This window comes from Desulfotomaculum defluvii (assembly GCF_054657375.1).
The window spans coordinates 257,396-282,887 of the sequence record NZ_BAAHYV010000008.1; the positions used below are offsets into that span (position 1 = coordinate 257,396).

General features: G+C 39.5%; 23 protein-coding genes. 21 read left to right on the forward strand and 2 right to left on the reverse strand.

Annotated elements, in window-relative coordinates:
- Nucleotides 1-357: 357 nt before the first annotated feature.
- From ACYQ03_RS16635 to ACYQ03_RS16690, 12 genes are all read left to right on the forward strand, one after another.
- Nucleotides 358-1,731, forward strand: a complete 1,374-nt coding sequence (locus ACYQ03_RS16635) for a sigma-54 interaction domain-containing protein (protein ID WP_459911080.1) — start codon at nucleotides 358-360, stop codon at nucleotides 1,729-1,731.
- Between the two features lie 427 nt (nucleotides 1,732-2,158).
- Entirely contained in the window at nucleotides 2,159-3,301 is a 1,143-nt protein-coding gene (locus ACYQ03_RS16640; protein WP_459911081.1) for an acyl-CoA dehydrogenase family protein, read from the forward strand.
- A 249-nt stretch (nucleotides 3,302-3,550) separates the two neighbouring features.
- Nucleotides 3,551-4,507: a CoA transferase subunit A gene (locus ACYQ03_RS16645; RefSeq protein ID WP_459911082.1), complete on the forward strand. Its 957-nt coding sequence runs from the start codon at nucleotides 3,551-3,553 to the stop codon at nucleotides 4,505-4,507.
- 5 nt (nucleotides 4,508-4,512) lie between these two features.
- Nucleotides 4,513-5,388, forward strand: coding sequence for a CoA-transferase subunit beta (locus ACYQ03_RS16650; RefSeq protein ID WP_459911083.1), 876 nt, complete (start codon nucleotides 4,513-4,515; stop codon nucleotides 5,386-5,388).
- Nucleotides 5,389-5,557: 169 nt separating this feature from the next.
- A complete protein-coding gene (locus ACYQ03_RS16655) occupies nucleotides 5,558-6,415 on the forward strand; it encodes a 3-hydroxyacyl-CoA dehydrogenase family protein (RefSeq protein ID WP_459911084.1) in 858 nt (285 codons plus the stop codon).
- Nucleotides 6,416-6,895: 480 nt separating this feature from the next.
- Nucleotides 6,896-7,387: a transcriptional regulator NrdR gene (gene nrdR, locus ACYQ03_RS16660; protein ID WP_459911424.1), complete on the forward strand. Its 492-nt coding sequence runs from the start codon at nucleotides 6,896-6,898 to the stop codon at nucleotides 7,385-7,387.
- Nucleotides 7,371-9,401 carry an anaerobic ribonucleoside-triphosphate reductase gene (gene nrdD, locus ACYQ03_RS16665; RefSeq protein ID WP_459911085.1) on the forward strand — a complete coding sequence of 677 codons (2,031 nt, stop codon included), beginning with the start codon at nucleotides 7,371-7,373 and terminating at the stop codon, nucleotides 9,399-9,401. Before nrdR ends, nrdD begins: the two co-directional genes overlap by 17 nt.
- 199 nt (nucleotides 9,402-9,600) lie before the next feature.
- Nucleotides 9,601-10,107 (forward strand): anaerobic ribonucleoside-triphosphate reductase activating protein, encoded by a 507-nt coding sequence (gene nrdG / locus ACYQ03_RS16670; RefSeq protein WP_459911086.1) that lies wholly within the window; start codon nucleotides 9,601-9,603, stop codon nucleotides 10,105-10,107.
- A gap of 240 nt (nucleotides 10,108-10,347) precedes the next feature.
- Nucleotides 10,348-11,037 (forward strand): GntR family transcriptional regulator, encoded by a 690-nt coding sequence (locus ACYQ03_RS16675; RefSeq protein ID WP_459911087.1) that lies wholly within the window; start codon nucleotides 10,348-10,350, stop codon nucleotides 11,035-11,037.
- A 220-nt stretch (nucleotides 11,038-11,257) separates the two neighbouring features.
- The gene (locus ACYQ03_RS16680) at nucleotides 11,258-12,040 is read left to right on the forward strand and encodes a sulfite exporter TauE/SafE family protein (RefSeq protein ID WP_459911088.1); all 783 of its coding nucleotides are present in this window, start codon (nucleotides 11,258-11,260) and stop codon (nucleotides 12,038-12,040) included.
- A gap of 222 nt (nucleotides 12,041-12,262) precedes the next feature.
- Nucleotides 12,263-12,955, forward strand: coding sequence for a spore coat protein (locus ACYQ03_RS16685; protein WP_459911089.1), 693 nt, complete (start codon nucleotides 12,263-12,265; stop codon nucleotides 12,953-12,955).
- Nucleotides 12,956-13,021: 66 nt separating this feature from the next.
- Nucleotides 13,022-13,270 carry a DUF1540 domain-containing protein gene (locus ACYQ03_RS16690; RefSeq protein WP_459911090.1) on the forward strand — a complete coding sequence of 83 codons (249 nt, stop codon included), beginning with the start codon at nucleotides 13,022-13,024 and terminating at the stop codon, nucleotides 13,268-13,270.
- Between the two features lie 135 nt (nucleotides 13,271-13,405).
- Here ACYQ03_RS16690 and ACYQ03_RS16695 read toward each other — a convergent pair whose 3' ends face one another.
- A complete protein-coding gene (locus ACYQ03_RS16695) occupies nucleotides 13,406-14,245 on the reverse strand; it encodes an MBL fold metallo-hydrolase (RefSeq protein ID WP_459911091.1) in 840 nt (279 codons plus the stop codon).
- A gap of 238 nt (nucleotides 14,246-14,483) precedes the next feature.
- Here ACYQ03_RS16695 and ACYQ03_RS16700 point away from each other — a divergent pair, with 238 nt between their 5' ends.
- The 6 genes from ACYQ03_RS16700 to ACYQ03_RS16725 all read left to right on the forward strand — a co-directional run bounded on the left by ACYQ03_RS16700 (nucleotide 14,484) and on the right by ACYQ03_RS16725 (nucleotide 20,045).
- Complete coding sequence (locus ACYQ03_RS16700) at nucleotides 14,484-15,686, forward strand: MFS transporter (RefSeq protein WP_459911092.1); 1,203 nt, start codon at nucleotides 14,484-14,486, stop codon at nucleotides 15,684-15,686.
- A 136-nt stretch (nucleotides 15,687-15,822) separates the two neighbouring features.
- A complete protein-coding gene (locus tag ACYQ03_RS16705) occupies nucleotides 15,823-16,062 on the forward strand; it encodes a thioredoxin family protein (protein WP_459911093.1) in 240 nt (79 codons plus the stop codon).
- A 146-nt stretch (nucleotides 16,063-16,208) separates the two neighbouring features.
- Nucleotides 16,209-16,781 carry a DUF2238 domain-containing protein gene (locus ACYQ03_RS16710; RefSeq protein WP_459911094.1) on the forward strand — a complete coding sequence of 191 codons (573 nt, stop codon included), beginning with the start codon at nucleotides 16,209-16,211 and terminating at the stop codon, nucleotides 16,779-16,781.
- A gap of 380 nt (nucleotides 16,782-17,161) precedes the next feature.
- A complete protein-coding gene (locus ACYQ03_RS16715; RefSeq protein ID WP_459911095.1) occupies nucleotides 17,162-17,623 on the forward strand; it encodes a DUF4342 domain-containing protein in 462 nt (153 codons plus the stop codon).
- Nucleotides 17,624-17,842: 219 nt separating this feature from the next.
- The gene (locus ACYQ03_RS16720) at nucleotides 17,843-18,526 is read left to right on the forward strand and encodes a response regulator transcription factor (RefSeq protein ID WP_459911096.1); all 684 of its coding nucleotides are present in this window, start codon (nucleotides 17,843-17,845) and stop codon (nucleotides 18,524-18,526) included.
- Nucleotides 18,516-20,045: a sensor histidine kinase gene (locus tag ACYQ03_RS16725; protein WP_459911097.1), complete on the forward strand. Its 1,530-nt coding sequence runs from the start codon at nucleotides 18,516-18,518 to the stop codon at nucleotides 20,043-20,045. Before ACYQ03_RS16720 ends, ACYQ03_RS16725 begins: the two co-directional genes overlap by 11 nt.
- A gap of 42 nt (nucleotides 20,046-20,087) precedes the next feature.
- On the opposite strand, the gene rsgA is transcribed toward ACYQ03_RS16725, so the two are convergent.
- A complete protein-coding gene (gene rsgA / locus ACYQ03_RS16730; RefSeq protein ID WP_459911098.1) occupies nucleotides 20,088-21,170 on the reverse strand; it encodes a ribosome small subunit-dependent GTPase A in 1,083 nt (360 codons plus the stop codon).
- A 422-nt stretch (nucleotides 21,171-21,592) separates the two neighbouring features.
- Here rsgA and ACYQ03_RS16735 point away from each other — a divergent pair, with 422 nt between their 5' ends.
- The 3 genes from ACYQ03_RS16735 to ACYQ03_RS16745 are packed head-to-tail and all read left to right on the forward strand — an operon-like array spanning nucleotide 21,593 to nucleotide 25,256.
- A complete protein-coding gene (locus ACYQ03_RS16735) occupies nucleotides 21,593-22,072 on the forward strand; it encodes a DUF4358 domain-containing protein (protein ID WP_459911099.1) in 480 nt (159 codons plus the stop codon).
- A gap of 30 nt (nucleotides 22,073-22,102) precedes the next feature.
- Nucleotides 22,103-23,509 carry an MBOAT family O-acyltransferase gene (locus ACYQ03_RS16740; protein ID WP_459911100.1) on the forward strand — a complete coding sequence of 469 codons (1,407 nt, stop codon included), beginning with the start codon at nucleotides 22,103-22,105 and terminating at the stop codon, nucleotides 23,507-23,509.
- Between the two features lie 19 nt (nucleotides 23,510-23,528).
- Nucleotides 23,529-25,256, forward strand: a complete 1,728-nt coding sequence (locus ACYQ03_RS16745) for a DHHW family protein (protein ID WP_459911101.1) — start codon at nucleotides 23,529-23,531, stop codon at nucleotides 25,254-25,256.
- Nucleotides 25,257-25,492 lie beyond the last annotated feature (236 nt).

Consider the following 25,492-nt stretch of genomic DNA (forward strand, 5'->3'; position numbering starts at 1 on the left):
GAGATGTTTCGTATGACATGAATTTTAGGTAACTAAGTATAATTGGGCATCCCCTTATGGTAATTACAACTAATTGCATTACACAAAGCTTAATATAATACTGGAGTTCCTTAGTTTACAGGAATTCCAGCTTTTTTTTGTTATGGCTTTGTGAACGAAATCGGCGTTAATTTGTTTATGATACCCATTAAGCATGACAGGTTCCATTTTAATTAGATAAAGCGTGTTAATACCATATGGCCTTCTATATATACTAAAATATTTAGTTTAAATTAAAATAGTGTTTACATATTATGGTAATGTTATCATTGATGAAATATGGTAAGTTTTGATATAATATTCTGAAAAAGGGGGGGAGTGGTTTTGGAAAAAGGTTTGTTAGTAAGTGATTTGTTGGATAATAATGCTATGGTAGCTATAGTTTTAGATCGAAACGGGTCAGTTCTTTTTATTAACAAAACCTACTTGGTGATCCTTGGGAAAACCGAAGAAGAGATAGTTGGTAAATTTATAGGCGATATCACTCCCGAGAGCCGTGCAATTATCGTGCTTAAGACCGGTAAAGCTATTGTGGGTTATAACTGGTCGATAAATGGTTATAAGATGATAGCATGTGCTCTACCACTAATCAAAAACGGTGAACTTGTCGGTTGCTTCGCATATAGTCTATTTATGGATATATGGGATGCCAAAGATCTCATGGAAAACCTCATGTTTGAACTTAATATGTACAAGAATGAAGTTCATAACCTACACTCAGCCAGATACACTTTTGCGGATATTATTGGACAAGCTCAAGCGATACAGAATGTGAAAAACCTAGCGCAAAAGGCAGCTCTCCATCCATCTATCACAGTACTAATCAACGGAGATAGTGGAACAGGGAAGGAGTTGTTTGCACACGCTATCCACAAAGCCAGTAGCCGTTCTAAATTACCTTTTATTAGGGTCAATTGTGCAGCTATACCAGAAAATCTTTTGGAAGCTGAACTTTTTGGCTATGAGGAGGGCGCATTTACCGGTGCCAGAAAAAGTGGCAGCCCGGGGAAGTTTGAACTAGCTAATGGGGGAACGATTTTTCTGGACGAAATTGGTGAGATGTCATACTTGATGCAAAGTAAGTTATTGGTGTTCCTCCAGGAAAGAGAATTTGAGAGACTGGGAGGTCATCGCCCCATCCGAGTGAATGTTAGAGTCATAGCAGCTACTAACCGTAACCTGGAAATGATGGTTGAACAAAATAAATTCAGGGAGGACCTGTTTTATCGAATAAATGTTCTTCGCTTGGAGATACCTTCCTTGCGAGACCGAATTGAAGACATTCCACTATTGGTGAAATACCTTACCCCTAAGATAAACATCAATTTGAGAACCAACGTCACTGACATAACAGACGATGCTCTGGGTATTCTCAGCAAATATAATTGGCCGGGCAACGTAAGAGAACTGGAAAATGTGTTGGAAAGGTCCATGATACTGGCAGATATGGAGAGATCCTCCACCATTTCTCCTAATCATCTGGGCTTCATGAAAGTCAAGCTTGATTATCCATGCTCTGGTTCTTCTGGCAAGCTTAAAGAAGTTTTGGAGGAATATGAAAAGCAGGTTATCACTAAAGTACTTGAAGAAACCCGATATAATAAAGTAAAAACTGCCACGATCCTGGATATTGATATTTCGTGGCTTTACAAAAAAATTAAAAAATTTGGAATTACTTCTCATAACCTCTGATATATTCTACTGTGCAATTCGTTAAAGCTTTTTTCAAGGTTGGAGTAGTAAAGATGTTTAAATTATAAAAGCGTAAGTACCGTGCGTAAAGAATTTTAAGTGACTAAGGTCGCTTTTTTTTTTTGACATTTCACTAATAATTATTGTTTTTCCGGCCATTCATTGAAGGGTGTGTATATCGTGCCTTAGAGTTCCCTTCCGGTTAAATGCTAGTAGGGTTCTTGGCTATAAATTCCAATAATATGCATTCTAAATAAATAAATAATCCAGTAATTTCACGGTTTTCAGAAATTTTTTTGCTGGCACGCATTTTGCTGTGAACTTATTGTACAACTGGTAGAGGAGGTGGCTTTTTACACTTGCTTAACGGACCCAGGGATTTAGTTAATTAGAATTTTGTTTTATTTAAAATTAAGGAGGAATTAGTATGAGTTTTGGATTTACTTATGAAGAAGATCAGATGGAATTACAAAAAACAGTAAGAAAATTTACAGAGAATGAGATAGTTCCGGTAAGGCAGCACTATGATGAATCAGAAGAATTTCCTTGGCCGGAAGTCAAGAAAATGCATGAACTAGGGATAGCTTGCATGAACGCCCCGGAAAAGTATAATGGTATGGCCTTTAGCAATGTCACATTATGCATGGTTGTTGAAGAACTATGTAGAGGCTGCCTGGGAATAGCCATTAATCCGATTGCAAATATGCTTGCCTCTGAACCGGTTCTTTATGGTGGTACCGAGGAGCAAAAGGAGTGGTGGTATCCTAGTATCTGTGAGGGCGGTGAACTTGCTGCCTACGCAGTGACGGAACCGAATGCTGGTTCCGATGTGGCTGGTTTGTCAACCACCGCGAAAAGGGATGGGGATTACTATATTCTTAATGGTACAAAAATATTTATCACCAATGCAAGGCATGCCAGCAAGTATACGGTGCTTGCCACCCTTGATAAGAGCAAAGGCAACAGATCCCAGTGCTTCTTTATGGTTGATCGTAATACAGAGGGTCTGTCTATTGGCAAAGCAGAGCACAAGATGGGCATGCGTTGTTCAGATACATCTGAAATAATTCTAGACAATGTTAAGGTACACAAGAAATTCAGGATTGGGGAAGAGGGTGACGGTTTTAAGCTTGCCATGAAGGCCTTTAATTCTTCTCGCCCCTTTATAGCCTCTGCCTCAGTAGGGGTTGCCTCAGCGGCTTTCGAATTTGCACGGAATTATGCCAAGGAGAGAAAAGCATTTGGCAAAAATATCGCCAGTTTCCAGGCCATACAGTTTATGCTGGCCGATATGGCCATGGAGATAGAAGCTTCCAGACTATTGTACCAGAAAGCCGCTTGGCTCCTCGATGAAAAAATGATGGCTGCTGATCTATCTGCCATTAGTAAGTGCTTTGCTGCAGACATGGCTATGAGAACAACTACTAATGCTGTTCAAATACTGGGTGGCTATGGGTTCTGTAGAGAATATCCAGTAGAAAAGATGATGAGGGATTCCAAAATATTACAGATTTTTGAAGGTACTTCACAGATACAACGCATCATCATTGGTAAGAGTATTCTGGCTTAGGCCGAATTGGCAGGGAAAGACTTATTTTTTTAAAAAAGAAGTATCGTTGATTTTTCTTTTTTACGCTATCGATGAGCAAATTGCTAACATTGTTTACCACATCATAATGGTCCTACATTTTTTACTGTTGTCTATTTTAACTGACGTAAAAATCTTATGATTTTAACATTGCAATTATATGACAGAATGTTTGAACATTTATAGTATTTTCTTTTGGGCGCAATTCATTCGTTATGGAGGAGGGTTACTATGCGTTATGAGCCGATAGTTCCGGCGCCAGGAAGGGCCAAACCACCTGTCAACAAGATAATGACGGCCAAAGAAGCCGTATCCCGTTTTATTCATGAAGGATCTTACATGGGTATGTCAGTGAGTGCCGCTCCTGCTGCTCTTATATGGGAGATAGTGAGGCAGAGAGACAGGATTAAGAGTTTGGATCTAGTTACAACCAGCCAAATCGGGATGTCGTCTACCCTTATTGGTTCGGGATTGATAAGGAAAATTGAAATGGCTTATAACTGGGGAGGTATTGAAGGGGAAGATAAAGTATTCCGTAGAGCAGCAGAACACGGGATACCCCAGCCCCTTGAAATAGAGGACTACAGTAATTTTGGTGCTGCCATGCGCTGGCAGGCTGGGGCAATGGGATTGCCTTTCATGCCCACTAAATCACAGCTAGGCTCGGATCTTCTAAAATATAATCCAAAGATTAAAATAATTGACGATCCATACACCAAGAGCCCGATAGCCTTGGTTCCTGCCTCTAACCCCGATGTAGGGATTATGCATTGTGCGCGAGCTGATGAAATAGGTAATGTGCAGTGTTTGGGTTTATATGGCAACACAGATATACTGGCTAGGGCTTCTAAGCATGTTATTGTCACTGTTGAAGAAATAGTAACTCAGGATGAAATTCGACGAATGCCAAACCTTACCACGATTCCCTATTACTATGTTGATGCCATTGTCCATGCCCCATTTGGTGCCCACTGGAGAGAATCAAGTTTCTATTATCACCATGACCTTGCGTATGGACTCGATGCCTACAAGCAATTTGCTACCCAGGAAGGATACGAAGCATGGCTAAATAAGTATGTCCTTGGCACAAAAGACTGGGATGATTACTGCAAAATGGTAGGATACGATCGTCTTTACCGATTGATGCTTAGTGAACATAAATACCAGCGCTTTGGAGAGGTGAGGTGATTATTATGAGTAATTACGCAAAGGATTATTCCCTACCGGAATTAATGGCAGTTACAGCGGCCAGGGAAATTCAAGATGGGGAACTGGCATTCATTGGGGTTGGTATGCCCTTGATGGCAGCAACCGTGGCAAAATTTACTCATGCTCCTAACTTTAATATGATGGTAGAGTTTGGGGCGGTAGGCCCCTCTCCCAGGCGTCTGCCAATGTGCGTAAATTGCGCCGTTAATAATGAGCGAGCTTATTACACCGGTACCCAAAGGGAAGTTATGGGTGCGCAACAGGCCGGTTTTGTTGATGTAGCCTGCATAAGCGGCGCACAAATAGATAAGTTTGGTAATTTAAACTCAACATTTATTGGCGCTGATTATTATCATCCCAAAGTACGCTTGGCCGGGAGTGGGGGAGCCAATGACCTTGCTTCATCTGCCAATCGTATTTTAATAATGATGCGCCAGGACGGTAGAAATTTTGTGGAGAAACTTGATTACTTGACCTCACCAGGTTATCTTGATGGCCGTCCAGGTGCCCGTGAGCAGGCAGGATTACCGGGTGGAGGCCCTGTAGCTGTAATAACCACTATGGGAGTGTACCGATTTGATGTTGATACCAGGGAAATGTATCTAGAAAAAATCCATCCTGGGGTGAAACTGGAAAATATTAAAGCCGCTGTCAAATGGGACTTGGCGATATCCCCTAACCTTATTGAAACTGAACCGCCTACAGAAGAGCAAGTAATGATCATGCGTACGCTGGACCCGTTGGCTGTTTACCTAGGTAACGGACGCAGCCTCCTGGCGGGTGACTTCGAGACATTTATGAAGATGTTTGAAGATAGCTATGAACCGATGCTAAAGCTGATGAAAGAAAAGAAAATGTAAAAGTATTGAATTTCTTTTTGCACCATTATATTTCTGAATAATCAAATAATTATTGGCTGCTATTTTGAACTGTTAAAAATTTATTAGGTCAGGTATAGGTTGATACTGAAGTATTTTGAACATAAATTTTACTCATCTTATTGTATTAGGAAAAAGGGGGAGTCTTCTTATGGCCATTAAAAAGATGGGAGTATTGGGTGCTGGCACCATGGGAGCGGGGATTGCTCAAGTGGGTGCTCAGTCAGGGTTGCAGGTGGTATTGGTAGATATTGAACAGAAATTTGTAGATAAAGCACTGGCAGGTATGATAAAGAATTGGGACAAGAGTGTGGCCAAAGGTAAAATTACTGATCAGGATAAAGACGGCTACCTTAAAAATATAAAAATAAGTACCAATAATAATGATTTCAAGGATTGTGACTTAGTGATTGAAGTGGTAGTTGAAAACATTGACGTAAAGAAAAAGGTTTTCAAGGAATTAAATGAAATATGTGCAACCAATACAGTTCTTGCTTCGAATACTTCTGGATTTAGTATTACTGAAATCGGGGCAGCCAGTGGCAGACCAGATAGAGTGGTGGGAATGCACTTTTTTAACCCAGTACCCGTTATGACACTAGTGGAGGTAATTCCCGGGGTTGAAACTAGCCTAGCTACGATAGATTTAGCTATGGAAGCATGTAAAATAATAGGTAAAACTGCGATTAAGGCTAATGAAGCACCAGGATTTATTGTAAACCGTATTTTGGTTCCTTATCTTAATGACGCTGCCCACACTTACCAGGAAGGTGTGGCTTCTGTGGAGGAAATCGACGAAGCCATGAAACTCGGTGCCAACATGCCAATAGGGCCGCTGGCGTTGTGTGATTTGATAGGTATTGATACACTATTAATGGTAATTGAGTATTTCTACAAGGAATTCGGTGATCCCAAGTTCCGTCCATCTCAAGCCCTTAAACAAAAGGTTCGAGCAGGGCATCTTGGTGTCAAGACAGGTAGGGGATTTTACGACTATTCCAAACGTTAGAATGTAATCCCCTAAAGGAACGCAGGTATTTGCACATTTAAATTAACTATTTATCGCTACATGCGAATATCATAAATATCCTCCAGAGTTTCCTCGCTCATGTCATTAAATTATGTTATACCCCAGCAATTAAATTGCCGGGGTGCTTTTTTTTCCTTGGGCTTTTTTTCTTCTGGGAAAGGTCCTATTTCTTGTATGTAACCGTAACTTGCTTCAGCTATCCAGTCGTTTCATAGTTTTTGCTGGTGTTAACTGTCTGCCGGGGTAGGATTAAAGTCTCAAATTTACTTTTTACTTAACTATACAGAAAATCGAAGAAAAAGAAGGCTTGGACAAACTTTACTGGAATGGATAGTCATTATAACAGATAAATGGAAATTGACTCTCAACATATGGTGTTTTATAATTAGTCTCGCCACAATATCTTGGTGTCTTAGGAAAAATCAGGTGGCAAAGATCCAATGTTTAAGGGGTGACGAAATGATTTGTCCCTTCTGCAGCTTCCCGGAAAGCCGAGTTCTAGACTCCAGACCCGCCGATGAAGGCAATAGTATTCGACGCCGCAGGGAATGCGGTGAATGTGGTAAGAGGTTTACGACCTATGAAAGGGTAGACGAACGTCCACTAGTTGTGGTGAAAAAAGATGGACGGCGAGAGGTTTTTGATCGAGCTAAATTACTGGCAGGGTTTATGAAAGCCTGTGAGAAAAGATCTGTGCCTGTCCAGAAAATTGAGGATACTGTCCATCATCTTGAAAGGGAATTGCGAAGCAATGGGGAATTAGAAGTCCCTAGCCATGCTGTAGGGGAGTTAGTTATGAGCAGTTTATTGGAATTAGACGAAGTGGCTTATATTCGTTTTGCTTCGGTTTACCGACAATTTGGTGATATTTATAGTTTTCTTCATGAAGTAGAAAAGTTATTAAAAAGTAAGGAAGATAAAAAGGGGGCCCAAGATGTTTACAAAGATTAAGAAAAGAGATGGCCGTGAAGTTGTCTTTAACGAAAGTAAAATTACTGAAGCAATTTTTAGGGCTGCTAAGGCAGTTGGTGGAGAAGACCGTCAGACAGCAATGGAGCTTACCCTTGATGTCTTAAAATTGCTGAAGAAAAAATATAACGGTAATATTTTTGGTGTAGAAGAAGTTCAAGATATGGTGGAAAAGGTGCTTATTGAATCTGGCCATGCCCGTACAGCCAAGGCCTATATCCTTTACCGTCACAAAAGAACACGCCTAAGGGATGCCAGAAGTGATTTGATGGATGCAGTGGAGGAAATTTTGGAAGAGACCAACCGTGATAATGCCAACGTATCCAATTCTCCCTCTGCTAAGATGTTACAGATAGCAAGTGCTGCCAGTAAAAAATACTACTTAACAAGATTAATTCCCGAGGAGATGTCCCAAGCCCATGCCCGGGGGGATTTACATATACACGATTTGGACTTTTATGGAAAAACCCTTACCTGTATACAAATCCCCTTGGGCAGGCTATTAAAGGAGGGCTTTAACACAGGACACGGCTACATCCGGGCACCTAAGCGCCCCACCTCGGCCACTGCTTTGGCTGCCATTATCTTGCAGAGTTCTCAGAATGATATGCACGGTGGCCAGTCCTTTGCCTTCTTTGACCGGGATATTGCACCCTTTGTGGAAAATGCTTCTGATGAAGAGACTTATCAGGCTATGGAGGCACTGATATATAATTTGAACAGTATGCACAGTCGAGCTGGTGCCCAGGTGCCATTTTCTAGCTTAAATCTGGGTACAGAAACCTCTGAAGCTGCACGGAGGGTAACCAAAAACCTGTTACTGGCTTATGAGGCTGGTTTGGGTCGGGGTGAAAACCCAATCTTCCCGAATATTATCTTTAAGTTGAAGGAAGGAGTAAACCTAAATCCCGATGATCCTAACTATGATTTATTTCAGTTAGCTATTCGGGTATCATCCATACGCTTGAACCCCACTTTTAGTTTTATGGACTCTTCCTTTAACAAGGAATACGGTGACCAGGTGGGTTACATGGGTTGTCGAACCAGGGTTATGGCTAATCGTAAGGGTCCAGAAGTTACTGATGGCAGGGGGAACCTATCCTTTACGACGATCAACCTGCCCCGTATAGCCATTAAAGCAGAGCGAAACTTGGAAAGGTTTTACCAATTGTTGGATGACACTTTGGATTTAACCTTCCGTCAACTGTATCATCGTTTTACTGTGCAGGCTAAGTTAAAGGTCAAGGACATGCCCTTTGTGATGGGGCAGGGATTATATCTTGGTTCCCAGGGCCTAAATCCCTGTGATACTCTTGAAGAAGTAATTAAGCATGGCACTCTGTCACCTGGCTTCATTGGTTTGGCAGAGGCTTTGGTAGCACTGACCGGTAAGCATCATGGACAAAGTGAAGAATCCCAGGCCTTGGGGCTGGAGGTCATTTCCTACCTGCGTAGAAAGATTGATGAAGCCTCTGAAAGGTATGATTTGAACTACACATTGTTGGCAACTCCGGCGGAAAGTGTCTCTGGCAGATTCGCCAAACTGGATCGCAAGGAATTTGGTATTATTCCTGGTGTAACAGATAAAGATTACTATACAAACTCCTTCCATATCCCTGTAGGTTATCCCATTGGTATTTTTGAAAAGATTTCCTTGGAAGGCCCTTATCATAAATACTGTAATGCTGGTCACATTAGTTATATCGAAATGGCTTCACCACCGCAGCACAACCCACAGGCTGTGGAAGCCATTATTAAACATATGAAGGCCAGTGATATGGGTTACGCAGCCATTAACTTCCCGGTAGATTATTGCACCTCTTGCAGTTTAACCGGAGTTATTAATGAGGATAGCTGCCCACGCTGTGAATCACCGCAGATTCGCCGGGTTCGTCGTATTACAGGCTATCTTAGCACCGTTGATCGCTTCAATGATGCCAAGATAGCGGAACTTAATGACAGAACAACTCATGGGGGCTTTGATCCCAGGGGCTAGATACTGTAAATGACATGGGGACGGTTCTTTGACAGAGTTTTGATTTGTCAATGGAGCCGTCCCTGTGACACTAAGGCCAGGGGCCGTGGTTCATGAGCCATGAGCTAAAGACCGAAGCAAAACACGCACAAAAAAGCCCAAGGCCCTCTCAAAATATATCCCTAAGCTGATGGTTAACATTTTACAGGGTGGTGGAAAAATGAGTATAAAACTGCGTCTGGGTGGTATTACGGCCAATAGTGTAGTGGATGGGCCGGGGTTAAGAACGGTGGTCTTTCTGCAGGGTTGTCCCCGTCATTGCCCGGGTTGTCATAATGAAGAACTTCTCAGGCCCGAAGGTGGCAGAGAGGTAACTCTTGAAGAGGCGACGGAAGAAATAAAGGCTACCATTTCTCCCTTGACCCAGGGTGTTACCTTCAGTGGTGGTGACCCACTTATGCAGCTCCAGGCTTTGAAATACTTAATTCAATGGGTCAAACAGGAATTTCCTAGACTGGATATTTGGGTCTATACTGGTTATTGCTACGAAGATATAAAGGATTTATCAGTTTTGGAGCGAGTGAATGTATTGGTTGATGGCCCCTTTGTCAAGGAGCTAAAAAACTTGGATTTAATCTTTCGGGGCTCTGCTAACCAAAGACTTATTGATGTTGCCAAGACCCGACAGATTGGTCAAGTAGTAGAGTGGCAACCACAAGTATGGTAATAAGAACAGAAAGCACGAGGATCGTTTTCTGCTTCAGGTCGTCCCGGGGTCATAAAGCCTGGCCTTTGCTAGTCCAAAGGCCAATGGCTTATGGCCCAAATAAATCCCAAGGAAGTAAGAAACGTCTTCGTATTAACAGTTGCCTTGCTTGTAAGGTAAAAAAGGAAAATTTTAAGCAGGAAGATATTTTTTTTAATCGAATATGGTATACCAGTATACCAGGTGAAAGGAGTTCTTATCTTGACAGAGAATACTTTGCAACCAGTGGAGAGCGAACCCTATCCACAAATTAGGGATAAGGTTTATAAGCAGTTACGTCAGGCTATGTTAAAGGGTTTATTGCAGCCAGGAGAACGTTTGGTAGAGCGAAAACTGGCCCAGGAACTTGGTGTAAGCAGGACACCAGTGAGAGAAGCAATTCGGATGTTGCAGTTGGAAGGCTTGGTTGCTCACCTGCCACGGGTAGGTTCTGTGGTGGCCCAAGTTACTGATACTGAAGTATTAGAGATTTATCGAATCAGGGCAGTATTAGAAGGGTTAGCTGCACGAATGGCTGCGGAGAAAATAAACCCTGTACAGCTTCAACAGCTTACTGATCTGCTGGAGAAAATTGAGGAACTGGCAAAGGATGGGGACTTTGCTCAACTGGAAAAGGTCCATCAGGAATTTAATGATTTTATATACAAGGTAGCAGACAGTACACGCCTCTATGGGATGATTACTACCTTGGTGGACCATATCACTAGATATGTAAGAGTAGGATATTGTCACCCTGGGCGCATTGAGGAAGCCACCCGCGAACATCGACAACTTGTAGAAGCTATAAAAATGCGAGATGGTTCCTTAGCAGAAAGGGTTGCTAGAGAACATATAGACAATTCTAGGCGGGCCTATTTTAACGAAATTGCCTTAGTACGAAGAAGTTTTTAAGCAATAAATAGATTACCTCATGGTTTGTTGTATTTTAATACAGACATGGGTAATAAGTTATTTGTATATTTTTTCCTGGCCCAATAATTTATCTTTAGGTAATAGTCTTTAGCTGTTAGCCTTTAGCTTTTCGATGTGATATTTTAAGTTTGACAAACTCTAATCGTGCTAATGCTAATGCTAATGACCAATGGCTAATAGCTAATTGGAGGTAGTAGTAATGAATTTGTTAATAGGATTGGCAGCGGGGTTTTTTGGAGGTCTTGTGGGCCTTGGTGGTGGTGTGATCATGATCCCCCTTATGGTTGGCGTCCTGAAAATGGGTCAACATATGGCTCACGGTACCAGTCTAGTGGCACTGATTTTTACCGGGCTATCGGGGGCTATTACTTATGGTTTAAATGGTTCGGTGGATATCTTAGCTTCTGTGCTCTTGGCATCCACCGCTGTATTTACTGCCAGGGCAGGAGCACGCTTTGCCAATGCTCTGCCTGAATGGAAGCTGAAGAAATCTTTTGGTGGTTTTTTAATTTTCGTAACCATATTACTTTTGCTTAAACCTCATCTACCACAAATTTCATCACCTGACACTGATTGGCTAAAAATATTTATTTTATTGTTAACTGGTGGCTTTACTGGCTTTCTCTCTGGAATGATGGGGGTAGGAGGGGGTACCATAATGGTGCCTTCGATGGTATTGCTGATAGGTTTTAGCCAGTATACAGCCCAGGGCTGTTCCTTACTTGCCATGGTTCCTGTGGGGGCAGTTGGAGCTTATACCCACTGGCGTTTAGGAAATGTTTGTACCAGCATCCTTGCAGGATTGATTCCAGGCATTCTCATTGGTACATATCTGGGAGGTTCCCTGGCCCATATTTTGCCTGAAGGAGCTTTACGTATTATCTTTGCAATTGTGCTGATCAGGACTGGGGTAAAATATTTAAGAACACCTAAGCCCCAACCCAAGTTGATTAATAATGAGGATAAGGTTCCAGAATCTTAAACCAGCTGCATATAAAGTATCGTATCTGCATGGTTAGCTGTTAAAGATGCAATATTTTATACACTCCAGTGTATTTATATGGTTTATGACTGAAGTTCGTGACCCCTTAATATATAAGTTCCACGCCCTAATGGCTGTGGAATTTTTTTTGTTTTGATTTTTTTAGAATATTATCAACCATTGGTGGAAAATTAAATACAACTTAAATAAGGAGGCTAAACTATGACTGCCCAATACGGAGCACATGAAGTAATGGAATTGCACGAAGTTCTTACAGATGTAATTGATGGTATTAATCAATTTGAGCTTTACAGACCCCATGTAACGGACCAAAATCTTTCTTTAATAATGGATAGACAAATTAACTTTATGACCCAGGAATACAATGATATGGTTCAGGCCTTAACTCAAAAGGGAATGACTCAGGCTAGACAGTATAACGCTCCAATTACCAGTCAACCTGTTTACGGTTTAGACAACCCCAAAACACAAAGTCCTAACACTTCTTATAAAAGATTAGATAACAGGGATGTAGCCAGTGGCATGCTAGGTTGTCTTAAATCCTCTGCCATTCTAAAATCAATGGCATCATTGGAATGTGCTGACCTTAACTTAAGAAGAATGGTTCAACAAGGTTCCATTAACTGCTCTGAAATGGCCTACGAAATTTGGCAGTACATGAATCAGAACGGTTATTACCAGGTTCCTACGATGAAACAGATGACAACTGATACTATGATTAGCACCTATACCCCTACTAATATGCAAAACATGGAGACTCAGGGCAATGCTTATAACAATAACTTTAATGCTATGTCAAGTATGAATAATTATATGAGTAGTGTAAACATGAATACTCAAATGGATAACTCAGCCGATTTCAGCAATATTGCCCCGATGGGAAGCTATCAATAGTCTACACGATTTTGCTGTTTTGTTTAAATAACAAACTAAGATAATACTTAAAAAGGAGTGATACTTTTGAATCAACATATCCATTGTATTGTAAACGACTGTCACTATTGGGCCCAAGGTAACAAATGTGTAGCCAATGAAATATTGGTAGCCACTGATAAATTTGGCGCATCACAACCAGATAAGGTAGATGCTACTATGGCCACTCAGCTAACCCCAGAATCTGCTGGTACTTGTATGGAGACCTGCTGTAAATCCTATGTTCAAAAAGGTTCCTATAAAGCTACTGAGGATAGTATTAATAAAATGCAGTAGCCTCCGAAAATCAGTGCTTGCCAAGTGCTTGCACTGATTTTTTTTGAAATGTCGGTTCATATGTTTGCACCATTGTTTTAATAGTAATGGCTTGTTCAAGGAAAAAGGGCATGCACTTAGCCTCAGCGCATGCCCTTAAGTATTAGTGTGTTCAACAAAACGTCCTTGATCCGGGACGGCAATTTCATCAAAGTGGTCCACTAACATTTCTAAATGACGTGACAATTCTTCATCTTTCATAGGTTGTCCGTGACTTGGGAGAACTAATGATGGATGCAAATCCCTAAGATGTTTAACAGAATTTTTAGCTGCCTCCCAATCAGTAGTAAGGTATGCCGGAGGACCACTGATCTGTTCGCTTTGGCTTAATACGGAGAGGAGAGACTCCTGTTTAACTGTGGTAAAGGCATCAGCTGCTAGAAGTATACCATCCTTTTCACGGAAAAGAGAAACATGACCCTCAGTATGACCAGGTGTATGAATCCACTTCCAATCAGGTAAGCTAGGTACCAGACCATCTGCTGGCAGAGCCACAGCACGATAACCCAGGTCGATACTTGTATGAGGAAATGTTGGTGATATTGCTGCCACCATGCCACCGCCAACAGTTGGATCCGCTAAAGGATAATCCTTTTTACCTGTAATATAGGGCAATTCTAGTTCGTGGGCATAAACAGGAACATCCCATAGATTAGCCAGCTTAATGACCGAACCCACATGATCAAAATGCCCATGTGTTAGAACAATTGCTTGAGGACGACTACCCTTACCAAATCGCTTGTCCGCACATTCTAGAATAAAATCGGCTGAATTTTCAAGGCCTGTATCCACAAGCACCCACGTACTATTGTTAGAGTTTGGCTTACCGATCAAAAAGGCATTGACAATGGTAAATTGCAAAACCAAAATATCTGGTGCGACTTCCTGGGAAGAAGTCGTCATAGCAGATATTGCTTCAACTATTTGATTTCCCATATACATACCTCCAGCTATCAATTTAAGATAGTATGCCCAATATAATGGTTTTTAAAAGAGGTAGACCTGCTCGGTATATTTACATCATGTTACTGACAGTCTAGGCGGTTATTTTGAATTCTAATGAATAACCACAATATTTACTTTCCAGATGGCTTATTTTGTTGTAACATTTATTCAGTTAACAATTTTTAACAAGCTGTACCGATGTACAGCTTTTAATATTGGAGGTTAGTTTGTGGAAGATGATTTAATAAAAGGGCAACAGTTCACAGCAAGTCTAACAGTGGAGCAAGCCACCTCCATCTGGACAAAAAATTTTACCTTGCTATGTTTTGCCAACTTAGCTTTATTTATGAGTATGCAAGTGCTTCTCCCCACCTTGCCATTGTATATTATGGACATTGGTGGTAACCAAAGGGAAGTTGGTTATGTGATGGGTGCCTATACTATTAGTGCTATGATAATACGTCCTATTGCTGGCTGGTTAGTGGATAGCTACGGTCGCAAAAAGATTATGCTTTTGGGCATGTTCATGGTACTAATCTTCTCTGCAATGTACAAACTTGCAACGGCTCTTTCATTACTGATAGTAGTACGCGCTTTTCATGGTCTTGCCTTCGGCCTGGTTAGTACAGCCATAGGAACCATTGTGGCTGATAGTTTGCCTACTAGTCGTTTGGGAGAGGGTATGGGGTATTTTGGCTTGACATCTTCCCTTTCAATGGCCTTAGCCCCATTGGTTGGCTTATGGTTGGTAGGTAAATCAGGTTATCCGGGGCTATTTTTAATTGTGAGTCTATTGGCCTTACTGGCCTTTTGCTGTACTTTTCCTGTCCGGGGGTCCCATGCACCCATCAGTGTACCCAGTAGTTCAATTACTGGGATATGGGCTAGCTTACTGGAAAAAAAAGCACTACCTGCATCCGGTGTAGTCTTCTTTCTAGCCGTTGTTTACGGTGCGGTGATTTCATTTATTGCATTATTTGCCATTGAACGAGGCATTGGTGATATCGGTTTATTTTTTACTGCCATTGCACTAACGATGCTAATATCTCGCCCAATATCCGGACGCTGGACCGATAGAGGTGGAATGAATATGGTATTACTTATTGGCCATCTAGCCATACTTGTTGGTATGGTGGCCATTGGCCTGTCTCACACAATAGTGGGCTTTCTCTTAGCTGGTGCAGTTCTTGGCCTAGGTTTCGGGTTTTGCATTCCAACTTTGCAGGCCCTAGCCGTTCGTCAGGTACCAGTTCAAAGGAGAGGTGCCGCCACTGGTACTTTCTTTGCAGCCTTTGACCTGGGAATTGGTTTGGGAACAATCCTATGGGGCTATGTGGCAGCGGCAACCAGCTATCAGATTATGTTCTTCTCCACACTATTCCCATTGGCTTTGTCCGGGGCAATTTACGTTAAATTTAGAAGTCCCAAATGAACAATTTTTACCAATATCAGATTTACTAGAAACTTTACTCTCTGGAGAGAATAATAATCGGCAAAGTTAATCAAATAATGTAATTATATTATAAATTAATTATATAGATTTTTTTCAACTTGAGGGAGGTCTCTGAATGGAAATTAAAGTATTAGGAACTGGTTGTAAGAAATGCAATGAGTTGGATAAGCTGGTCCGAGAGGTGTTAAGTGAAACCAATGTTGTTGCCAAGGTGGAAAAGGTTGAGGATGTTGGGCAAATCGTACAATATGGTGTGATGCTTACTCCTGGGTTAGTCATTAACGGTAAAGTAAAAATGTCTGGCCGGGTGCCGGGCAAAGCAGATATAAAAAAAATGATTGAAGAAGAAATATAGGAACGAAGTGGTCGTTATAATAAAAAATTGTTATGGTACGTATTGAACCGGTCAGGGTTAACCTACCGGTTTTTTTTGTTTATCAGGTATAAGTATTAGTACCTAAGATAAATAATACATTATTAAACACGAAAGGCTGATTTTTCTTGGAGATAAAAAAAACCAGGTTAATAATTCATTTTTGCTATTTTACTATACAAACGCTTACAACTGTAGCTTTACTAGCAACGGATAGAGCAAATAACGCTTTAGAAGTAGCTGCTATTATCATATTATCTCTTGTCTATCTCTATATAGAAAATAAACTTGGGTTGTCCGTTAGTAATTATATAAGAGTCATGGTAAGCCTCACACTGATTGCCCATACCCTATTAGGCAAATTATTAAATTATTACCATAATATACCGGTGTTTGATAATGTATTACATATTTTTGGGTCTTATTCCCTTGCCTTATTTACCTATAGTATCCTTGAGCAATTGTTAAAAATAAAATTCACAAAAACATTAAACAAGTTTATTTTTGTTATGCTTATTGGAGGTAGTCTCGGTGCTGGCTATGAAATTTTTGAATTTATCTTGGACATAGGATTAAAACCTACCATTCCAAATCAAGCTGGTTTAAGGGATACCAATTTGGATATGATCTCGGATTTTATTGGATCTTTTATAGCAGCATACCAAACTTGCTACATTAAAAATCCAATAACCATTAAGTAATTAACATTCTAAGATTTTTGCAAACAAACATAATCTTTTTGAGTGGTTATGGTAACACATCCAAATATCTTCCATATTATGGAATATGCTTAATAGGAAGGAGGGTATATAATGGGTGGAACTAGTTATGGTGGTGGCTATTACAACAACTATGCATTTATTATCTTTTTAATTCTGATCTTGCTGTTCTTTGGTAATGGTTTTGGAACTTATGAAGCCTAAAGATAACTCTTTAGGGTAAGAGGCTCTGGTTTTTACCAGGGTCTTTTATTATTGTATTTTCTAATCAAACTCTAATCTTCAGCTAATTATTCTCTAGTTAACCCTCCCTATAATAACAGTATAAGACAAATTAAATAATTTGCTGGAGGTAGGAAAATATGATGAACTCTAATTTAGAACATATTGATGAGTTGAAAAGAAGGGCCAATGTGAGCTATGGTGATGCCAAAGAAGCTTTGGAACACTGTAACGGTGATTTACTGGAAGCCTTAATTTATCTTGAAAGAGAAAATAAGATTAAAACGGAGCAAAACCGTAGCTTTTCCACTAAAGTTAAGAGTCTCTTTCATAAAGCAAACAATACGAGGTTTGTCATAACGAAAAAGGGACGTACGGTTTTAGATCTATCTGTGACTGTCTCAATTATTATGACAGCATTTGCTTCTTATATAGTTATTCCAGTACTACTACTTGCATTGGTTACAGGTCATAAAATGAAGTTTGAGGGAAAAAATGGAGAGGATGTAAAGGTAAACGAAGCCCTTAATAAAATATCAAAGGCAGTGGATTCTGCGAAAAAGACATTAGCTGAAGAAGATCTAAATACTGCAACTAAGTAGATAAGAAAATATAATGCTTTTGAAAATAAACTACATTAAACCTGTAGGTTATTTTTGAATTCTGTTAGTTTGCGACAGAGAGAACCGTCCCCGGTGTCGCAATATTTAAAATAAGCCTACAAAAATAACCTACATTAAGAGTGTAGGTTATTTTTTAACTCTTTTATTATTTGAACGGGTATAATTACTTTATTACTTAACTGTATTAGGGGGGATATTGTGGCTGGGCAAAAAATATTAATCGTTGAAGACGAAGTGAAAATATCTAGATTTTTAGAGTTAGAGTTAACCCATGAAGGCTATGAAGTTGAACAAGCCCATGATGGTAGAACTGGCCTAGATAAAATACTAAACAAAGTTTTTGACTTAATCATATTAGACATTATGCTACCTTCGATAAATGGCCTGGAAATATTGAGAAGAATAAGGAAAAACTCTGATATTCCTGTGATTATACTGACGGCAAAGGACGAGACCATGGAAAAGGTGATGGGGTTGGATATGGGTGCAGATGATTATGTTACCAAACCCTTTGCCATTGAGGAACTTTTAGCAAGAATCCGTGTAGCATTAAAAAGAAAAGCAGCCACCACAAAGAATAAAATTTTACAGATCCATGATTTAAAGCTGGATGTAGATAAATATTTGCTTACTTTTGATAATGAACCAATTGAGCTAACCAAAAGGGAATTTGAATTACTCAAATATCTTTTGGAAAATAAGAACATTGTACTTACAAGAGATAGAATTCTTGAGACAGTATGGGGATATGATTACGCGGGAGATACGAACGTTGTGGATGTCTATATACGATACCTCAGAAGTAAAATTGATGATAAATTTAACAAAAAATTTATTCATACAGTCCGAGGGGTGGGGTATCTCTTAAGAGATGAAGAATAAGCGATTTTTATTGAATACCTTTATTCAGATAGCAAAATTTATATTTATTTTATTCTTTGAAATCTTGAAAATCATACCGGTGGTAATTAGTAAATCATACAAATGGCTAGTTAAAAGGCTGCGATTCTCCATTACGTTCAAAATCACTACGGTATATGCGATAATATTTTCCCTGCTGCTTTTAGTAATTAATACAGGCATCTGTACTGCAGCCATTGCTTATTTAGGGATAAGTGCTGCTGAAGATCTAAAAAAGGACCATCAAATAGTCGCCTCTTATCTAAGAGAAAGTAAAGAAATTCCCTCCGAAAACATTGAGTATTTGGCCAAACTAGGTCAGGTAGACATAACCATCTTCGACGAGGACAAAAAAGTTTTATATACCACTGCACTAGAAAACAGTGAACAAGTTTTTTATGATCAAGAAAAAAACAAGATCCATAATGAAAATTACTTTTTTTCACTAAATCCAATCAATCCCGGGACTTCTTACAACAATACACATCGTATATCAGGTTTTGTCTTAGTATTAAATGATGCAATGGTTTGGGATTCTCAAGAAATATATATTCAAATCTCAAATTATTTAGTGAAGGAAACCCTCAGTGTAGTTATTCTGGCAGTTACTCTTTTTTGCCTAACCATTATGGCAATCATTACTGTGATCATAATTGGCTGGTACAAAAGTAAAAAAATGCTTAAACCTGTAGAAACCATGACACGAACTGTTAAGAATATAACGATCAATGCTTTAGATACTAGGCTTGACGTTTCTGGTTCCCATGATGAATTGAAAGAGTTGGCAGAAACCTTTAATGGTATGTTGGATCGAATACAGTCTTCCTACGAGCAACAAAATCAGTTTGTTTCCGATGCTTCCCATGAGCTTAGAACTCCCATTGCTGTTATACAAGGGTATACTAATTTGTTAGACCGATGGGGTAAAAACGATCCAGCTGTTCTTGAGGAATCCATCGAAGCTATTAAAACTGAGTCAACAGACATGAAGGAACTGGTTGAAAAATTATTGTTTTTAGCCAGAGGTGATAAAAACACTCAGAAGATAGATAAAAAAGAATTTCCTCTAAATGATTTAATCGATGAAGTCATTAAAGAAACAAGACTAATTGATCATTGCCATGAAATAATAAATCTGTGCAATCACGAGCATATTTCAATTTATGCCGACCGCAAATTGATGAAAGAAGCCCTGCGGATTTTTATCGATAATAGTATCAAGTACACTCCCGAGGTCGGTAAAATTATGGTTAGCTGTGGTTCTCTAAAATCACAGTTGGTGCTCGTCATAGAGGATACCGGTATAGGTATTCCGGAAAAAGACCTTCCACATATATTTAATCGTTTTTATCGAGCAGATAAATCTAGAACAAAACAAACTGGTGGTAGTGGCTTAGGCTTAGCCATAGCCAAGTGGATCATTGATAAGCACGGTGGGACCATTAAAGTGGAGAGTAAAATTAATGAAGGAACAAAGGTTAAGATATATTTGCCCAAATAAAGGAATGGCGGAATAAAACCAGCCGATATTTGGGCAATATAATTAACTATTCCGCTTGTTCTTTGCCTTAAAAAAAGCTCTGGCTTGCTTCATAGCGCCCATACCACCGAACATTTTTTCAATTTTTTCCTGTTCGACTTGGCGTGAATTTAACCCTTGATATTTCATCTCAGTCTGAAGCTTGATATAGTTACTAAGACGTTCCGCTGAAAGAAGGTCTTTTTTTATTGCTTCCTTTACGGCACAGCCTGGTTCACTTTGATGCGTGCAATCACTAAAGCGACAGTTTTCTGCCAGTTCATCAATGTCTGCAAAGGACCTAGACAAGTCAGCGTGTTCTATTTGTAATTCACGCATACCGGGCGTGTCTATGACCACACCGCCATTTGGCAGAGCTATTAGCTGTCTATGGGTAGTGGTATGACGGCCTTTATCGTCCTCGCCAATTGCATTAGTAGCTAGTATTTCTTTACCCATCATACGGTTAATTAAGGTGGATTTGCCGACGCCGGATGAGCCTATGAATGCTACTGTTTTACCTTTGTCTATATATTTATAAAGTATGGTGTAGCCGTCATCTTTTATGCTTGTTGTCACCAGTATATCTACACCGATGGCTACAGCATTCACTTCTGAAAGTTTCTGGGATAGATCTTCGCAAAGGTCGACTTTTGTCAAAACCACAACAGGGGTTGCCATACTGTCCCAGGCGATAGACAAATATCTTTCTAATCGACGCAAATTAAAATTATTATTGAGCGACATGCAGATAAAAACCGTATCGATATTTGCTGCCACGATCTGGCCTTGCTTAGAAGTGCCTGCTGCCCTACGCTCAAAAACGCTTTTGCGGCGGAGAATGTGGTGAATGATAGCATGGCCATTCCAATCATTAACTCGGTCTACCATGACCCAGTCACCAACAACAGGATAATCTGAATTGACTGTGGCTGTATAGCCCAGCTTTCCCGAAACCTCTGCCTGAATCTCACCACTTGTGGTAACAACTTTATATAAATTTTTGTGTTGTACCGATACCCTAGCAAGGTATAAACCTTCATACATTGTAGCTTCTTGTTCAAAACGTTCAGTAAGCCCAAATTTATATAAATTAGTTATATTCATTTATTATTTGTCCTCCCATCTATTTCTTTTAGGTGCTGGGGAGGGCAGATCTTTATGCTATTCTGCAAACACCTCCCCAGATAATACCGACTGCAGTTTATATGTTTTATACATAAATTCATCTCCCTTCTTTGTTAGTATATCACATTTGCCTAGCACTAAATCTACATAGCGATGGCCTTAGGTTCTGAAAAAATACTAGCCATTAGCATAAGTTTTTGGATTTCCTATAGAGAGGGGCCTTGTGCCATGGGCTAATAAGGGGATCTAAGTTGATATTCAATAGTAGGCTGCCTTTTAATGCATTTTTAATTTTTATATAGTTGCCTGCCAACGGTTTATAGGTCTAATTGCCAGTTTTATACATATAACTAAAACTAAAAACAGGGGCTAACTAAAGCTAAAAAATGGGGGAATTTTGAGTGAGGAGCTATTATAAAAACAAGAAAATCCTTGTTGGTCTGCTTTTGCTCATATGTATACTGGGCGCCTTTGGCTGTGGTAAAGAGAAATTGAGTAATCCAACGGTGCAAGATATTAATGACAAAGTTAATCAAGGTGTGGATTTATCTAATCTAGTAGTAGCAGATTACCCAAAACTTAAGAAATTGTATGGCATTAGCAGGGCCGAGATAGAGGATTTTGTGCTTTACCGGGCACCTTCAAATATAAAAGCTGACGAGTTAGCCATCATCAAGGTAAAGGATCCTAAATATATCGATGGTGTAAAAGAAAAGGTTTTGCAAAGGGCAGCTAGGCAAGCAACTAGTTTCCGCGATTATGTTCCAGAAGAGTACTATTTGATAGAGAAAAAGATTGTCAAGGTGAAAGGTAATTACATTCTTTTTGCTGTATCCAAGGATGCTAAAAAAATAGCTGAGCTATTTGAAGATTCCATATAAATGGTAAACAGTTGGGGAGGTGTTATAATAGTGGTTTTTAGCAGCTTGTTATTCATATTTGTTTATCTACCCATCATATTGGTTGCCTACTATTTATCTCCCCGATGGCTGAAAAATTCAATTTTAGTTGTAGGAAGTTTATTTTTTTATGCCTGGGGTGAACCTGTCTATATAGTACTCATGATATTTATCTCAGTTTTTGATTTCTCAAACGGTTTATTGCTTAACAAATATAAAGAAAGGTCAGCAATCAGCCGGTTTATTTTAATTAGTTCGATAACTGTCAACTTAAGCGTGCTCGGTTTTTTTAAGTATTTTGGGTTTCTCATTGAAAATATTAATACGCTATTTAATCTACAGATCAATGTTACAGTATTGCCATTACCTATTGGGATCTCTTTTTATACCTTTCAATCCATCTCCTATGTAGTAGATGTTTATCTGGGGCGGGTTAAGGCACAGAAAAATTTAATTGCCTATGCCACTTTCGTAACCATGTTTCCACAATTGATTGCAGGACCAATTATTAAATATGTCGACATTGCTAGACAACTGGATAAGCGTCAAGAAAGTTTTGCTCTATTTGGGGAAGGAGCCACGCTTTTTATTATTGGTCTATCTAAAAAGGTTCTGTTGGCAAATAATATCGGCCTCCTTTGGCAGCAAATTAAGGCAACTCCTGTGCAGGAGATTTCCTTACTGACGGCCTGGATTGGAATTGTAGCCTTTACCTTTCAAATCTACTTTGACTTTAGTGGTTATTCGGATATGGCCCGGGGCTTAGGAAAAATGTTTGGTTTTGATATCATGAGAAACTTTAACTACCCTTACATAGCCAAGAGTGTTACGGAATTTTGGCGCAGATGGCATATTTCCCTTGGTTCTTGGTTTAAAGAATATTTGTACATACCTTTGGGAGGTAGTCGGGAAGGTAAGCTAAAACAATATCGGAATTTGTTCATTGTTTGGTTTCTCACAGGTTTTTGGCATGGTGCCAGTTGGAATTTCGTTTTTTGGGGTTTATACTTTTGTCTATTCGTTACTTTAGAAAAGTACTTTCTTTTGGCCTGGTTAAAGAACAAGCCTAATTTTCTGGGCCATATCTATACGCTGGGTATTGTTATTGTAGGTTGGGTATTCTTTGAATTCGATAGTCTCTTACAAGGCTTTACATATTTACAAATTATGTTTGGATTAGGTTCTTATAAATTGCTCGATGACCAGGCGATCTACTATCTATACACTAATGCATTCTTGTTAATTACCCTTTCGGTTTGCTCAACTCCTCTGGTGAAAAACCAAGTGGTAAATTGGCAGGAAAGAGTAAAGCTAGTCCAGAGCATAGCACTACCTGTGGTCTATTCTTTGCTGCTATTTTTTTGTACTGCTTACTTAGTTAATTTAAGTTATAACCCATTTTTGTATTTTAGATTTTAAATTTAATGAGGTGTTGGTCTTGCAAAAGTCTAAATGGCTACCTCAATATACCATTGGTATTATCTTATTGGTTTATCTGGGTGGTATGGTAGTTATTAATCTACTAACCCCAGATCGGAGTTTTTCAGAATTAGAAAACAGAGTCCTTGAACAAAGACCTAGTTTTTCCTTAGATGAACTCATTGAAGGGTATTTTACGGTAAATTACGAGAAGTATATCGCCGATCAGTTTGCTATGAAGGACTTTTGGGTAGGGGTAAAGTCTAGCCTGGAGAAAGCATTAGGGAAAAAGGAATATAATGGGGTTTACTTAGGAAAGGATGGTTACTTACTGCCAGCCTTTAAGGAACCAGATGAGCAAAGCTTTCAGAGCAAGTTAGAACTCATTAATACCTTTGGCAAGGCAACACCACAGATTAATAAATATTTCATGTTGATACCTAATTCTGAGGCTATCTTAGACAGAAAGCTACCTCCCTATGTAGCCTCTGACAGTGAACAAAAATGGTTGGCACGGGTGAAAAATTCTTTGGACAAAAGTATTCAATTTGTAGATGTTTTTGGGGCACTAGAAGCAAAACAAAATGAATATGTTTATTACAAAACAGATCATCATTGGACAACCAAGGGAGCTTATTATACCTATCAAAGGCTGATTAAGACCACGGGTGGAGTTCCCCATGCTGAAAGTTATTATAGTACCCAACAGGTAACTGATAGCTTTTACGGTTCTTTACATTCCAAAGCTGGTTTAAAGCAAGTCAGCCCAGATAGTATCGATCTCTATATTCCGAAGAAGCAAGAAAGCTATCAAATAGAGTATTTTGATGAAGAGGGAAAGGCACAAACTGCAAATTCTCTGTACAATCTAGAAAATATCAAGAAGAAAGACAAGTATAGCCTTTTTCTGAATGGTAATCATCCTTTGATCAAAATAACAACCAAAGGTGTCGACTCTAAAAAACTGTTAGTCATAAAAGATTCTTATGCCAATTGCCTGATCCCTTTTTTAACCAGTCATTATAGTCAAATCTTTGTGGTGGATCTAAGGTATTATTATGATAGCTTAATAACTCTCATAAAAGAGAATCACATCCGGGATATGCTTCTTGTGTATAATATTAATTCGTTTTTTGGGGATACCTCCGTGGAGAGTCTAATGGATTATACGGACTTTAATCAGTTAAATGAAATGACAACTGAGGCATCCGAGGGTGGTTATAAGGAATTCTTTAAGCAGGATGTGTTTATGGGGGATTCCATAACCGAAGCCATCTCTTACCTAGACCTGTTAGATCAAGCTAATGTTTGTGCCACGATAGGCATTAACATTAATGAAGCAAAATCTCAAATTAGTAGTATTAAGATAAGTAACCCAAGAAATATATATCTCTTATATGGGGTTAATGATATGGATGATCGCACTGATAGCAATTGGTTTGTGGGGCAATACAGAGAATTAGTGCGCAGCTTAAAGGTAAGATTTCCGGAGGCACAAATCTATGTACAATCCGTTTTACCGGTAGCTGCTAAGGTGGAACGGCAGAAACCCCATACCAACAATAGGCATATTTATAAATGTAATGAGGGTCTGGCCCAGATGGCGGCGGAAGAGCGAGTGGAGTTTATCGATATCGCTTCCCTAATAAATGACACTAACAAAAAGCTTTATGATTCCGATGGCATTCATTTTAAAGCCCCATTTTATCAACTATGGTTTAATTATTTAATTGACATCGTTACTTAACTATTGACCCACGTTGAAAATGCTTAGCTGTATCTGCCAAAGCAGGGGATAACGATAGCACTTGCTAATTCGTTGGGCCATGGCCCAAGGCTCTATAACCAACCCACTGTGACCAACATCACAGTGGGTTGGTTATATTTCTCACTGGTTGTCAAGAACAAAAGGAGTATCATGGTAACAAGATCAAAAACAAATCAGAACTTCCTGGCCAGGAAACTGACATTATCTTATAGCTT